We start from the raw sequence: 13,613 nt of genomic DNA, 5'->3' as shown, positions 1-13,613 counted from the left end.
GCCGTCATCGCAGCCATCCGTGATGCATCACGACCGGTACCCGCGCCCACTGCTTGCCGAAGCCCCAGGTGTCCCCGGCGTACGTCAGCGCCAGCACGCCGACGGTCAGGGCACCGAGCAGGTGGTCGTCGATGATCGGGTTCTGCTCCAGCGGGAAGCTGGAGAACCACATCAGTGTGTACATCGCCGCGCCGGCGATGGCCCCGACCCGCATCCCGATCCCGAGCGTGAGCGTGAGGCCCACCCCCAGCAGGCCGATCATGAACAGCCAGTCGACCCACCACACACCGGCCATGTCGTTCCACATGCCCTGCAGCCAGTTGTGCTCGGGCACGTTCGACAGGTAGCCCTCGGTCGGGCTGCCCCCGTTGATCCAGGCCTGGCCCTCGGCGAAGAAGTCGATGCCGGTGCGGGTGCCCGCCTCGTTGGTGATCGCGCCGGTGTGGAAGCCCAGCGCGAGCAGCTTGTCGAAGAAGGCCCACAAGAAGGTGAGCCCGAAGGCGATCCTCAGCACCGCCAGCAACCGAGCCGCGGGCATCGGGTAGTGCCCGGGCAGCGTTGTCGCCGAGCCTGGTGTGGAGATTGAAGTCATGGTTCCTCCCACGGTCACGCCGGCCGGTCGTGGCCGGACGCCTTCAGCCAACCTCCGCCGAGGCCGTCGCGGCGAGGGAACGGGGTCCGCCCAGGGCAGGCCCTTCGTCCCCGGCGCCTCAGGACGGTCGACCTCCACGTGTGCACGAGGACGGGATCGCCGCCAACCGCTCGGCAGGGACCGATGCGTAAACAGTCCCTACCGAGCGCCTTCCCCGGGTCCGGCCCACCCCCTGTGGCCGGCTCTCCGGAGGCTCTTCGGCCACTCACATGCTCGTCATCGCCACACTCCAGGCGCCGATTCAGCCGCCTCGGTCGACCGGGTCGGAGTGACAGGGCACCACGGCGACAGGCACCTCGGCGTTGTGGATCACCTCGCGCGCGACCGGACCGAGGCCCCAGGTGCCACGCGCGTCATGGCGTCGTCCGAGCACGATCAGCTGAGCGCCGATCGACCGGTCCGAGATGATGCCGGCGGCGTCGCCACGGTCGCGCTCGATCGTGACCCGGACCTGCGGATACTCCTCTTGCAACGGCTTGATCTCCGCCTCGAGATCCATGCTGCTGCGTTCCTGTCCGTCTCGTACGAGCGGTGCGTTGACGGTCGGGTCCCACACGAGCACGGGATGCAGGTTGACCGAGTGCATCACCACCAGCTCGAGCTGGTCGCGGCGGGCGCGCTCGAACGCGGCGCGCATCACCGGCTCATGGAGACCGTCCGGGTCCACGCCGACGACGACCGGTCCTCCGACGTGGTCCGCAGGGCTCCAACCGGGTGGCACGACCACCACTGTCCCGAGGGCCCGTCCGGCGACTCTCATCGCCGTCGATCCGACCTGGAACCGATGAGAGCCCCCGAGACCACGCTTGCCGACGACCAGCAGATCCTCCACGTCCGCGTATCCGAGCAGCGCCGGCACCGGGTGGTCGAACTCGATCAGCGACACCGTCCGGACGTCGGCATGGGCAGCCTCGACCTGGCGCTCGATCCGCCCCAGCACGGGCCAGAGGCGCCCGTCAACAGCGCCGTCCTGGTGCCGCACCGGATGCCGAACGGCGCCGATCGGCACGAGCGGCCGGCCAGAAGCTGCCACCTCCGCGATCGCGTAGGACACCGCGGCCCGGTTGGCCTCGGAGCCGTCCACGCCGACCACGACCCTCGGTTCCAGCGGCAGTGGTGGATGGGCCAGTCGACCCGAGGGCTCCCCACTCACAGTGGTCGGCCAGCCCGGACTCGAGGTCGCGGTCATGTATAGGTCCCTCCATCGCGTGATCGCTCCTGTGGTCTCAAGCGAATCCCGCACGTGCGCGCGGGGCCAGGGACGTAGGTCGGGCAGGTCGGGTCGAAGGTCCTCAGGCCTGAGGCTCGGTGCGCGCTTCGTCACCACCCGGCGCCGCACGCCGGAGAAAGCGCTCCGGGCCACCCGCCGCCCGGGCACCGGAGCGGAACCACGCCTCCAGTCCTCGCGCGTCTCGCCGCTCGAGCTCGTCGAGGAGCACCTCGCGGATCTCGACCGCGCGCAGCTTCGCGCGCAGGTCCGTGACCCGGTCGAGGGCGACGTAGCTGGATCGCCAGGCCCTGCACAGGTCTGTGTCGGTCAGCCCGTCGGTGACCGCCAAGACGGCCTCCACCGGGTCGACCGCCTGGGGTCCGACGGCTTCGGCCACCGGTCCTGCCACCGGTCCTGCGCGCGACCTCCGCCCGGTGAACCGGTGGCGGCTCTTCGGCAGTCGATCGGTGCGCGGCGGCCAGCCGAGCCATCCCAGTTCCCAGGCAGAGGCCAACCCCGCCGTCATCACCAGCAGTGCGCTGGTCAGACCGAGCGCGAGGACGAGCCCTGCGGCGGCCAGCGCGGCGCTCGGCCACAGCAGGCTCCTGCTGAGCAGGGCGGGCCACGGGATCGACCTCTCCTCGGGCCCGAGGCACATCAGCATCGTGAAGGTGACGAAGCTCCCACCCGTCCACCACCCGAGGGTCATGGGCACCGACCACGCCATCAGCGCGGCCACACCGCAACCGACCACCAGGCCCAGCACAGCGGCCCACACCCAACGTCTCATGAGGTCACTTTCCCGGCAGGCCGGGGCCGGGCGGAGGGGCCACGATTCCTCCCGGTCCGGGACCAAGGCCCCGACACCGTCAGTCGTTGGCCACTCGCTGGGTCTCCCCCGCAGGGCGCACTGTCGGGGCATTCGGTTCGGAGGCGACGAAGGAGCTCGCGATGATGTACTGGTACGGCTCGGGAATGAACGGCTGGGCCTATGCCCTGATGACCATCAGCATGATCCTTTTCTGGGGATTGATCATCGCCACGGCCATCGTGGTCGGTCGTAGGCTCCTCCGCGACGAGCGGCCGCCGGCCGGAGCACCGAGCACGCCCGAGGATGTGCTCGCGATGCGCCTGGCGCGCGGCGAGATCGACGAGGACGAGTACGAACGGCGCACGGCGACACTGCGGGCACGGCAGATCGCCGGACCACGCTGACCGCCTCGACCTGGCCGGCTCAGCTCGGCGCCGGCCGGCCCGTCATGCCCGATCTCCGGGCGCTCGACCACCCGATGCCGACCAAGGACGCCGCGACGACCGCCATGACTCCCTGAAGCGGGTCTCGCCCGACGAACGGCAGCTGGACCATCAGCTCGACAGCCAGCAGTGAGCCGGCTCCGATCGCCGCGGGCCCCATCCACCTCGACCGGCGCCAAGACAGGACAGCGGTGGCGGCGCACGGAACCGCGACACTCGCCGCCAGCGCCAGTCCAGGCAGCGCCCACGAGTCCAGGCCCAGCGGTCTCAGGTCGCTGACGGGTGGTGTGAAGGTGCCGGTGAGCAGCTGGACCGATCCGACCGTCGCCGCAGCGGCGGTCAGCCCGGCGAGGACACCCGTCGTACGCCGCCACGCCGGCATCTCGACGCTCGCACCGTCGCCCGGCCCACTCACCTGTCTCGCCTCGACACCGTCGCCGCGTGCGCTCCGGCGAGATCGAGGGCGACCGCCAGGATCAGGGTGCCCGTCCACACATTGACCGGGTCGGCCTGGAGCGGCTCGTTCGCGCCCACGTTGTTCGCGATGAGCCAGATGATGAACCAGATGAACGTCATCGAGATCCCGCCATCCTGGTAACTAACACCATGGGTCTGTTCAGACGACGGAGGCCGGGTCCGCGCCGGCCCTCTCGAATCGACCCTCGCGCTCGAGGACGAGGTCCTCGACCGTCAAGACGTCGGGGGTCGGCGGCTGGACCTCCACCGGGCAGCTGCTCTCGCGGATGACCGCGCGGCCGGTGCTGCCCAGATGACCCAGAGGGAAGGAGTGGCGGCGGCGGCCGATGACCAGGAGATCGGCATTCCTGGTCTCCTCGGTGATCTCCCTGGCCGGCTGGCCGTGGCGGACCTCGATCCGGACGTCCACGTCCGCGGAGTGCGGGACCCGGCCACGGGCGCTACCCAGCGCGTCGTCCAGAGTGCGGCGGGTGGTGTCCTCCCAATCGCTCATGTCGAGGTGGGCCACGGTCATGTCGTCGTAGACCGTGTCGAGCTGCCAGGCATGGAGCACGACCAGCTCTGCGGCCCGGTCAGCCGCGTGCCTCAGTGCCTGGGCGAGCAGCCCGGCCGAGCTCCTGCAGTCCTTGACCGCGACGACCACCCTGCGAGCCGGATACTCGGCCGACCAGCCGCTGGGCACCACCACGACCGGGACCGGCGCATGGCCCGCAACCCGGTTCGTGACCGACCCGGTCATGATGCGCTCCAGGCCCTTCCGGCGATCGTCACCGAGCACCACCAGCCGGGAGGCGGCAGCGCAGTGGACCAGACCGGGGACGACCGAGCTCTGCAGGAGGGTGGCCGTCACGCGCTCGGATCCGACATAGGCGACGGCTTCATCGGTGGCCCTCTTCAGCAGCTGGTTCCCGGCCCGGCGGACCTCGTCGCCGAACATGGAGTACGGATAGACCGGCGCCGACGGGGTCGCGTGGACGAGCCAGAGATCAGCGTCGTCCAAGCCCGCCTCGGCAGCCGCGTACGCGATCGCGGCCCGTCCGCCCTCTCCCCCGTCGATGCCCACCAGGATCCGGTTGTCCTCGTTCATGTCGTCTCCTCACGGCACGACGCACCCCGCCGTCCCTCGAGCCCAGTCTCATCGGCCCCGAGGCCGCGGGGCAGGGACGTCGGAGGTCGATCCCGAGGACCTTGGTCCACCCATCACCGCTCGCGCTCCCGGAAGGCCTCGACGGCGGTGGGGAGCGTCGGGAAGAGCCGCTCCTCGCCGATCCGGTCCAGGATGCCGGAGGGGGCCAGCGAGTCGCGCAGGTCCTGCTTGATCCTGGCGATCGCCAGAACGATGCCTCGCTCGCTCAGCGAGGTGCGCAGCGCCTCCAGCGCGTCCACCGCGGTGACGTCGACCTCGGTGTTCGCCTCGGCGTTCAGCAGGAACCACTCCACCCCCTCTGCAGCCTCGACCGCGGCGAGCGCGCGGGTGCGGAAGTCCTCGGCGTTGGCGAAGAAGAGCGGCGAGTCGTAGCGGTAGACGAGCAGGCCGGGCACCTCCTCGGCGTCGGGATAGTCGTCCACGTCGTGCATCCCCGCCAACCCTGGTACGTGGCCGAGGACCGCGTCGTGCGGGTGTGCGACCCGGCGCAGCAGGTCGAGCACGGAGAGTCCGACCGCGATCAGCACGCCCCACATCACGCCGGCGACGAGCACGGCCACCGTCGTGACGAGGGCGAGGACGAGCTCGCTGCGCCGGAAACGGGCGAAACGACGCAGCTCGCCCACCTCGACCAGCTTGGTGGCGGCGTAGACCACCACGGCTCCGAGCGCGGCCTCGGGGAAAGCCTCCAGCACCGGCGCCAGGAGCAGCACCGCGGCCACAGTGGTGGCCGCGGCGACGTACGAGGTCAGCTGCGTACGCCCGCCCACGGCGTGGCCGATGGCGGTCCGGCTGCCGCTGCTGCTCACCGGGAACCCGTGCACGAGCGCCGACCCGAGGTTGGCCCCGCCCAGGGCGAGCAGCTCGCGCCGCGCGTCGACGCGTTCGCCGCGGCGGGCGAAGGCGCGGCCGGTGAGGATGTTGTCGGTGTAGCCCACGAAGGCGACGCCGAGCGCCGGGCCGAGCATCGATACGATGGCGTCCGGGTCGAGCGCCGGGAGGCCCGGGGCGGGCGGCCGGCTCGGGATCTCGCCGACCAGCCGCAACCCGGAGTCCTCGCCGAGCAGTGCCACCAGCGCGGCGGCGGCCAGCATCCCGATCAGCGCGACCGGGGCACGCGGGGCGAGCAGGGAGCCGGCGATCATCGCGGCGGCCGCGCCGCCACCGAGCAGCAGCGTGGGTATGTGGACCTGGTCGAGGTTGCCGAAGAAGCTGCCCAGCTCCGCGAGCACCCCGTCGCCGGTGACCGTGACGCCGGTGAGGTTGTCGAGCTGGGAGATGACCATGAGCACCGCGATCCCCGCCATGTAGCCCACCAGCACCGGCCGCGAGAAGAGCTCGGCCAGCACCGAGACCCGCAGGAACCAGCCCACCACGCAGATCGCGGCGACCACGAGCGCGAGCGTGGCCGCGAACGAGGCGGGGTCCTGGGCCGCGGCCGGGATGGCGCCGATCGCCGCCGCCGTCATCAGCGCGGTGGTCGACTCCGGCCCGACCGAGAGCAGCCGGGAGGTGCCCAGCAGCCCGTAGACCACCATCGCCCCGACGCACGCCCACAGCCCGGTCTCGGGAGGGAGGCCGGCCAGCTCCGCGTACGCCATCACCTGGGGCACCAGGTAGGCGGTGATCGTCACCCCGGCGAGCAGGTCGAGCCACAGCCACCGCCGCTCGTAGCCGCGGGCCCACGGCGGCATCATGCGGCGTACGTCCATGGCAGCACTGTCCCACGAGCCACCGGTCCGGCGGCGCGGTCAGGATGAAGGACCTCTCACCGGCTCCGTGAGGCGGGGAGGGTCAGGACCAGCGACGAGCCGGCGCCGGGTCCGCCGCTGGTCGCGTCCAGACTGCCGCCGTGGGCGGTGGCGATAGCTCTGCTGATGGTGAGGCCGATCCCGGAACCCTGGTGCTCACGATCGCGGGCGCTGTCGCCTCGATAGAAGCGTTCGAAGATGTGGGGCAGCTGGACGGCGGGGATGCCGTCGCCGGTGTCGGTGACGCGGATCGCGACGCGCCGGTCCGCATGCTCCCGGTCCATCTCCCAGGCGATGCTGACGCTGCCGTGCTCCGGCGTGTGCCGACGGGCGTTGTCGAGCAGGTTGGTGAGTACCTGGAGCAGTCGGGACTCGTCGGCGTCGATCACGACGGGTGGTCCGCCGGCGACGCCGAGCGCGACACCCTTCGCGGCGTACGCCCCTTGCTGGGCTCGAACGGCCGTCCGCACCAGGTCCGCGACCGCAACCGGCGCCAGGTGGAGACTCAGGCGGCCCTCCTCCGCACGAGACACCGCATCGATGTCGCCCGCCAGGCGGTCGAGGCGGTGCACCTGGTCGGCCAGCAGCGCGCGGGTCTCCTCGTTCCACGGCGTGACGCCGTCCTCGAGTCCCTCGAGGTAGGCGGCGAGCGTCGCCACGGGGGTGCGCAGCTCGTGAGCCAGGTCCGAGAGCAGCCGGCGCCGGGTGTCCTCGGTCCGGGCGAGCTCGCCGGCCATCGAGTTGAAGGCGACGGCCAAGGAGTCCATCTCGGGGCCGGCGTCCCCGACCGGGACCCGGGCGTCGTACCTGCCGCCCGCCATCGCGGTGGCGGCGCGGGTCATGTCCGTGAGCGGGGTCTGGAACCGGCGGGTGAGGTACCAGGTCACGAGCAGGGCGATGAGGAGGGCGGCGGCGACCGCGAGGCCGAGCGAGATCGCGCTGGCGGTGCGATAGGCCTCCTCGACATGCATGCGCTCGGACGGGTCGGGTGCGCGGTCGGCCCGACGCATGTGCGCGTTGAAGGTCGGCGGCCCGACGAGGGCGGCGATCACGGCCGCTGTGAGGATCGCGGCGACCAGGACGAGCGCCTGCGCCAGGAGCAGGCGCGTGCCGATCCGCCAGGTGTGCCGCTTCATCCGCCGGCCTGTCTCGACGGCTCGGCGATGAACCGGTAGCCGACGCCACGCACGGTGTCGACGTAGCGCGGTGTGGCCGGGTCGTCGTCGATCTTCCGGCGCAGGTGGGCGACGTGGACATCGACGATGTGCGCGTCGCCGCCCCACCCCTCGCCCCAGACCAGGTCGACGATCTGCTGGCGGCTGAAGACGCGACGGGGATGCTCGGCGAGGGAGGCGAGGATGTCGAACTCGGTGCGGGTCAGCGCGACCGGTACGCCTGCCCGGGTCACCTCACGGGCGGCGGTGTCGACCGTCAGCCCGTCGAAGATCCACCCGTGCTCGGCATCGGACGCGGCCGGGAGCCTGCTGGCGCGCGGTCGTCGCAGGGCGGCCTGGACGCGCGCCACCAGCTCGCGCAGGGAGAAGGGCTTGGTGAGGTAGTCGTCGGCGCCGACACCGAGACCGATCAGCTTGTCGATCTCGTCGTCGCGGGCGGTGACCATGATGATGTAGCAGTCGGAGAAGGTGCGGATCTCGCGGCAGACCTCGACGCCATCGAGTCCTGGCAGGCCCAGATCGAGGACGACGAGGTCCGGGTCGAGGGCACGGGCGGCGCTGACACCGTCGGGACCGGTGTGGACCTGGGTCGCGTCGTAGCCCGCCGCGGCGAGGTAGTCCGCGACGATCTGTGCGAGCGGGCGTTCATCCTCGACGACGAGCACCGGGCCGCCCGACGAGGCGCGAGTGTGCATGGGTCCAGTGTGGGGGGCAGTGCGGCCGGACATTCTCAGCCGATGCGCTCGGTGCGTAGGCGCAGGGCGTTGGTGATCACGCTCACCGAGGAGAGCGCCATGGCCGCCGCGGCGATGATCGGTGAGAGCAGGAGGCCCGTGAACGGGTAGAGAACGCCCGCCGCGATCGGGATCCCGGCGACGTTGTAGACGAACGCGAAGACCAGGTTCTGCCGGATGTTGCGCATCGTCCTTGCGGAGAGGCGGCGGGCTCGGGCGATCCCCATAAGGTCGCCGTTGAGCAGGGTGACCCCGGCCGACTCCAGGGCCACGTCGGTGCCCGAGCTCATCGCGAGGCCGACATCGGCGGCGGCCAGGGCCGGTGCGTCGTTGACACCGTCGCCGGCCATCGCGACGACCTTGCCCTGCGCCTGGATCCGTTGGACGACCTCGGCCTTGCGGTCCGGGAGCACACCGGCCTCGACGTGCTCGATCCCCAGCGTACGGGCGACGGCCTCGGCGGTCGTGGGGTTGTCGCCGGTCAGCATGACGACCTCCACACCCTGGCTCCCGAGATCGGCCACAGCGGCGGGCGTGGTCGCCTTCACCGGATCGGCGATCGCCAGGACGGCGGCCACCGTCTCGTCCACGGCGAGGAAGATCGCGGTCGCTCCCTGAGCGCGGAGCTGCTCGGCCGCCTCGGCGAGCGGGCCGACATCGACATGCTCGCCGCCCAGGAAGTCGGAGCTGCCGAGCCGGATCGTGCGGTTCTCGACGGTTCCGATCACGCCAAGTCCGACGGATGAGTCGAAGTCGGTCACCTCCGTCAGGGTCAGGTCGCGGGCCCGCGCGGCCTCGACGATCGCGCGGGCCAGAGGATGCTCGGAGGCGCGCTCGACCGCAGCAGCCAGACGCAGCAACTCCTCGGCCGAGGGACCGCTCGGATCGGCGACCTCGACCGCCGTCACTGCCGGCCGGCCCTCGGTGAGAGTGCCGGTCTTGTCGACCACTACGACCTCGACCTTCTCCATCCGCTCCAACGCCTCTGCGTTCTTGATGAGGACGCCGCGCTCGGCGCCACGGCCGACACCCACCTTGATGCTGATCGGGGTGGCCAGCCCCAGCGCGCATGGGCAGGCGATGATGAGGACGGCGACGGCGGCGATCATGCCGTGGGCGAACCTCGGGTCCGGTCCCACCAGGAACCACACCGCGAAGGCCAGTAGCGCGATCACGATCACCGCCGGCACGAAGATCCCAGCGACCCGGTCGGCGGTACGCTGGATCGGGGCTCGGGAGCGCTGGGCCTCCGCCACCAGGACCACGATGCGCGACAGCACCGTGTCAGCCCCGACCCGCTGGGCATCGATCAGCAGCGCACCGGTGGTGTTGATGGTGCCACCGATCACCACGTCGCCGGCCGCCTTGGTCACCGGCATCGACTCGCCGGTCACCAGCGACTCGTCCAACGCCGAACGACCCTCCAGGACTGCACCGTCGACGGGGACCTTCTCACCCGGGCGGACCCGCAGCCGGTCACCGATCTGGACCTCGCCGAGGCCGATCTCCTCGTCGGTGCCGTCGGCACGCACCCGGCGTGCGGTCTTCGGCGCCAGGTCGAGCAGAGCACGGATGGCGCCGGAGGTCTGCTCCCGTGCCCGCAGCTCCAGCACCTGTCCCACCAGGACCAGCACGGTGATGACGGCCGCCGCCTCGAAGTACACATCGACCGCACCGTCCATGCCCTCGGCCATGTCCTTGCGGAAGGAGGCGGGAAAGATGCCGGGCGCGACCGTGGCGACCACGCTGTAGAGCCAGGCCACGCCGGTGCCCATCGCGATCAGGGTGAACATGTTGAGGCTCCGGGTCCGCACCGAGGTCCAGGCGCGGACGAAGAACGGCCAGCCGCACCACAGCACCACGGGCGTCGCCAGCACGAGCTGAATCCAGTTCGACGTCTGGGGCGGGACGAGATCCCCGATGGCCGAGATGAGGTGGCCGCCCATCTCCAGCACGACCACCGGCACGCTGAGCAAGACACTGATCCACAGCCGGCGGGTCATGTCGCGCAACTCCGCGCTCGGACCGTCGTCCAGGCTCACCGTGACCGGCTCCAGCGCCATCCCGCAGATCGGGCACGCTCCCGGACCGGGCCGCCGGATCTCGGGGTGCATCGGGCAGGTCCACTCGGAGGCCTCGGCGGACGACCTCCTGATCCGTTCCGCGGCGGCAAACGGCGTCGAGCCCCCTGCGGGTCCGTGCTCGTGGCTGCTCATGAAGCCATGCTCGCGCACCGCCGACCGCCGGTCGAGTGATCCGCTGCTCGCGAGGCCAACCTTCGTCAAACCTTCATGGAACCTCCCGGAGACCTCAAGAACCCAGCGACAGGATCGAACTCGTGATGGGCATGGGCGGCATGTGGCTGTGGACGACCATCGGCCTGATCGGACTGATCGGCCTGTGGGTGCTGGTCGCGTGCGCGATCGCCTGGGTCGTCGGACCACGGCGCACCGGCGCCGCGCCGGACGCGCTCGAGGTGCTCGAGGTGCTCGAGGCCCGGCTTGCCCGCGGCGAGATCACCGCCGAGGAGTACCGCCGAATCCGCCGGCTCATCGCCACCGGCCACTGACCCGACAGGAGAGGACACCGACCATGACACCGACCATGAACGTGTCCAGGCGAACCCTGCTCCGCGGCGGCCTCGCCGTCGCCGCCGGAGGCCTCGTCGCGGCCTGCTCCGGCAGGCCCGGCGGGAACGGGATCGTGGTGCCCGCACCGACTGCGCTGACGCCGAGGCCCGGCCAGAGCGTGGTCGCCAAGACCCTGACCGCACGGCCCACCACCCTCGACCTCGGCGGGCCCACCGTTGCCACCTGGGCGTACGACGACATCGTGCCGGGACCCCTGGTGCGGGCGACCGCGGGCGACCTGGTGCGGATCACCCTCGAGAACCAGCTGCCCGACGAGACGAGTGTCCACTGGCACGGGATCGCCCTGCCCAACGCCGCCGACGGCGTGCCCGGCCTCACCCAGAAGGCCACGACCAGCGGGCAGAGGTTCACCTACGAGTTCGTCGCCCCCGATCCCGGCACGTACTTCTACCATCCGCATGTCGGCGTGCAGCTCGACCGTGGCCTCTATGCCCCGCTCATCGTCGACGACCCCCACGAGCCGGGTGCCTACGACGCGGAATGGATCGTCGTCCTCGACGACTGGATCGACGGCACCGGAACCACCCCCGACGAGGTGCTCGCCGAGCTCATCGCCTCCGGACGGTCCTCCGGCGGGATGATGCACGACATGGGCGGCATGGGTGGCATGGGCGGCTCATCCTTGGGGGACGTCGGCGACGTCACCTACCCACACTTCCTGATCAACGGTCGCCTCGGCACCGCGCCCGACGTGCTGCGGGCCGAGCCCGGGCAGCGGGTCCGGATCCGGGTCATCAACGCCGCGGCCGACACCGTCTTCGCCGTCGCGTTGGGCGATCACCGGATCACGGTGACCCACACCGACGGGTTCCCTGTCCTGGAGCAGGAGGCGGGTGCCCTCTACATCGGGATGGGTGAGCGATACGACGTCGTCGTGACCTTGGCCGACGGCGTCTTCCCGCTCGTGGCCAGGCCGATCGGCAAGGAGGGCACCGCTCTCGCCGTGGTCCGCACCGGCTCGGGCCCCGTCCCGACCCCGGAGCGCGCGGCGGCGTCGAGGGAGCTGACCGGTCCGGTGCTCCTCGGCTCCCGGCTACGGCCCGCCGACTCCTCCCGCCTCCCGGACAAGGACATCGGTCAGAGCGTCGATCTCGCCCTCAGCGGGCGGATGAGCACCTACGAGTGGGCCATCAACGGCGCGCCCTACGGCGAGAACGAGCCGATCGCGATCGAGCCCGGCAAGCGGGTTGCGGTGCAGATGACCAACATGACGATGATGACCCACCCCGTGCACCTGCACGGCCACACCTTCGCTCTGTCCAACGGCCTGCGCAAGGACACCGTCCTGCTCACACCCATGCAGCGGATGGTGGTCGAGCTCGAGGCCGACAACCCGGGCAACTGGGCCGCGCACTGCCACAACATCTACCACGCCGAGGCAGGGATGATGGCCGCTCTCGTCTATGAGGACCAAGGCCCTCTCACCGGTGGCCGATGACCACTCCTGCACAGGCCCGGTCAGGCACAGGATCGAGGCAGACCAGACCTGTGGAGGGAACCATGAAAGCACTCGTCTACGACGGCCCGGGATCCCGAAAGTGGACCGAGGTCCCCGATCCCGTCATCACGGACTCCGAGGATGCCGTCATCCGCGTCGACGCCGTGACGATCTGCGGCACCGATCTGCACATCCTCAAAGGTGACGTGCCGAGCGTCTCCCCTGGCACCGTGCTCGGCCACGAGGCCGTCGGGGTGATCGAGCAGACCGGGGCCGGCGTTCGCGACTTCGCGCCCGGTGACCGCGTGCTCATCTCCTGCATCAGCAGCTGCGGGCGCTGCCGCTACTGCCGGTCCGGCAGCTACGGCCGGTGCATAGGCGGCGGTGGCTGGGTGCTCGGACACCTGATCCACGGTACCCAGGCCGAGCGTGTCCGGGTGCCGTTCGCCGACCACTCGCTGCACCACCTGCCCCGCGAGGTCGACGACGCGACGGCTGTCCTGCTGGCCGACATCCTGCCGACGTCCTTCGAGGTCGGCGTACGCAACGGCTCGGTGGGGCCCGGTGACACCGTCCTGATCGTCGGGGCCGGTCCCATCGGGTTGGCCGCGGTCGCGACCTCACGGCTCTATGGTCCGCTGCGCATCGTCGTGGTGGACCCGGCCCCGACCCGACGCAAGACCGCCGAGGTGTACGGCGCCGAGGTGACCCTGGCCGGTGCGGAGGAGGCGCGCGCCTGGGTCCGGGACAACACTCCCGACGGCGTCGACGTCAGCATCGAGGCCGTGGGCGTTCCCGAGACCTTCGAGCTGTGCGCCGAGCTGGTCCGCCCCTGCGGACGGGTCGCGAACGTCGGTGTCCACGGCCGCAGCGCCGTCCTCAGCCTGGAATCGCTGTGGGACCGGGACGTCACGATCACCACCGGCCTGGTCGACACCAGCTCGACACCGATGCTGCTGTCCATGGTCGCCGCGGGGCGGATCACGCTGCCCGACCTGGTGACCCACCGGTTCGGGCTGGGTGAGATCCAGGAGGCGTACGACATCTTCGCCGACGCCCAGGAGACCGGTGCGATGAAGGTCGTGATGCTCGGCGACGAGGCCGACCTCAGCAGAGCGTGACCG

General features: G+C 71.0%; 14 protein-coding genes. 4 read left to right on the top strand and 10 right to left on the bottom strand.

Going from position 1 to position 13,613, the window contains the following annotated elements; genetic code table 11:
- Window positions 1-4 precede the first annotated feature (4 nt).
- From BLT25_RS14775 to BLT25_RS14765, 3 genes are all read right to left on the bottom strand, one after another.
- Window positions 5-592, bottom strand: a complete 588-nt coding sequence (locus BLT25_RS14775) for a hypothetical protein (protein WP_091047206.1) — start codon at window positions 590-592, stop codon at window positions 5-7.
- A gap of 301 nt (window positions 593-893) precedes the next feature.
- The gene (locus tag BLT25_RS14770; protein WP_091047203.1) at window positions 894-1,841 is read right to left on the bottom strand and encodes a universal stress protein; all 948 of its coding nucleotides are present in this window, start codon (window positions 1,839-1,841) and stop codon (window positions 894-896) included.
- Between the two features lie 103 nt (window positions 1,842-1,944).
- A complete protein-coding gene (locus tag BLT25_RS14765; protein ID WP_143033754.1) occupies window positions 1,945-2,652 on the bottom strand; it encodes a hypothetical protein in 708 nt (235 codons plus the stop codon).
- A gap of 161 nt (window positions 2,653-2,813) precedes the next feature.
- On the opposite strand from BLT25_RS14765, the gene BLT25_RS14760 reads away from it, so the two are divergent.
- Window positions 2,814-3,077: an SHOCT domain-containing protein gene (locus BLT25_RS14760; protein WP_091047199.1), complete on the top strand. Its 264-nt coding sequence runs from the start codon at window positions 2,814-2,816 to the stop codon at window positions 3,075-3,077.
- Between the two features lie 19 nt (window positions 3,078-3,096).
- On the opposite strand, the gene BLT25_RS14755 is transcribed toward BLT25_RS14760, so the two are convergent.
- The 7 genes from BLT25_RS14755 to BLT25_RS14730 all read right to left on the bottom strand — a co-directional run bounded on the left by BLT25_RS14755 (window position 3,097) and on the right by BLT25_RS14730 (window position 10,616).
- On the bottom strand, window positions 3,097-3,531 hold the full coding sequence (locus BLT25_RS14755) for a hypothetical protein (protein ID WP_091047198.1): 435 nt from the start codon (window positions 3,529-3,531) through the stop codon (window positions 3,097-3,099).
- Window positions 3,528-3,692: a hypothetical protein gene (locus tag BLT25_RS29910; protein WP_176883911.1), complete on the bottom strand. Its 165-nt coding sequence runs from the start codon at window positions 3,690-3,692 to the stop codon at window positions 3,528-3,530. The genes BLT25_RS14755 and BLT25_RS29910 overlap by 4 nt, the downstream gene beginning before the upstream one ends.
- A 40-nt stretch (window positions 3,693-3,732) precedes the next feature.
- A complete protein-coding gene (locus tag BLT25_RS14750) occupies window positions 3,733-4,680 on the bottom strand; it encodes a universal stress protein (RefSeq protein ID WP_091047195.1) in 948 nt (315 codons plus the stop codon).
- Between the two features lie 113 nt (window positions 4,681-4,793).
- Window positions 4,794-6,452, bottom strand: coding sequence for a SulP family inorganic anion transporter (locus tag BLT25_RS14745; protein WP_091047192.1), 1,659 nt, complete (start codon window positions 6,450-6,452; stop codon window positions 4,794-4,796).
- A gap of 56 nt (window positions 6,453-6,508) precedes the next feature.
- Window positions 6,509-7,627: a HAMP domain-containing sensor histidine kinase gene (locus tag BLT25_RS14740; protein ID WP_091047191.1), complete on the bottom strand. Its 1,119-nt coding sequence runs from the start codon at window positions 7,625-7,627 to the stop codon at window positions 6,509-6,511.
- A complete protein-coding gene (locus BLT25_RS14735) occupies window positions 7,624-8,361 on the bottom strand; it encodes a response regulator transcription factor (protein WP_176883909.1) in 738 nt (245 codons plus the stop codon). The genes BLT25_RS14740 and BLT25_RS14735 overlap by 4 nt, the downstream gene beginning before the upstream one ends.
- Window positions 8,362-8,396: 35 nt before the next feature.
- Window positions 8,397-10,616: a copper-transporting P-type ATPase gene (locus BLT25_RS14730; protein WP_091047659.1), complete on the bottom strand. Its 2,220-nt coding sequence runs from the start codon at window positions 10,614-10,616 to the stop codon at window positions 8,397-8,399.
- Between the two features lie 125 nt (window positions 10,617-10,741).
- Here BLT25_RS14730 and BLT25_RS14725 point away from each other — a divergent pair, with 125 nt between their 5' ends.
- From BLT25_RS14725 to BLT25_RS14715, 3 genes are all read left to right on the top strand, one after another.
- On the top strand, window positions 10,742-10,969 hold the full coding sequence (locus BLT25_RS14725; RefSeq protein ID WP_091047185.1) for an SHOCT domain-containing protein: 228 nt from the start codon (window positions 10,742-10,744) through the stop codon (window positions 10,967-10,969).
- A 23-nt stretch (window positions 10,970-10,992) separates the two neighbouring features.
- Window positions 10,993-12,489, top strand: a complete 1,497-nt coding sequence (locus BLT25_RS14720; protein ID WP_371113342.1) for a multicopper oxidase family protein — start codon at window positions 10,993-10,995, stop codon at window positions 12,487-12,489.
- A gap of 62 nt (window positions 12,490-12,551) precedes the next feature.
- Window positions 12,552-13,610, top strand: a complete 1,059-nt coding sequence (locus BLT25_RS14715) for an alcohol dehydrogenase catalytic domain-containing protein (RefSeq protein ID WP_091047183.1) — start codon at window positions 12,552-12,554, stop codon at window positions 13,608-13,610.
- Window positions 13,611-13,613: the final 3 nt, after the last annotated feature.

Origin of the sequence: Nocardioides sp. YR527, from assembly GCF_900101045.1 — a bacterium.
GTDB lineage: Bacteria > Actinomycetota > Actinomycetes > Propionibacteriales > Nocardioidaceae > Nocardioides.
This window is presented reverse-complemented; position numbering and strand designations above follow the sequence as displayed.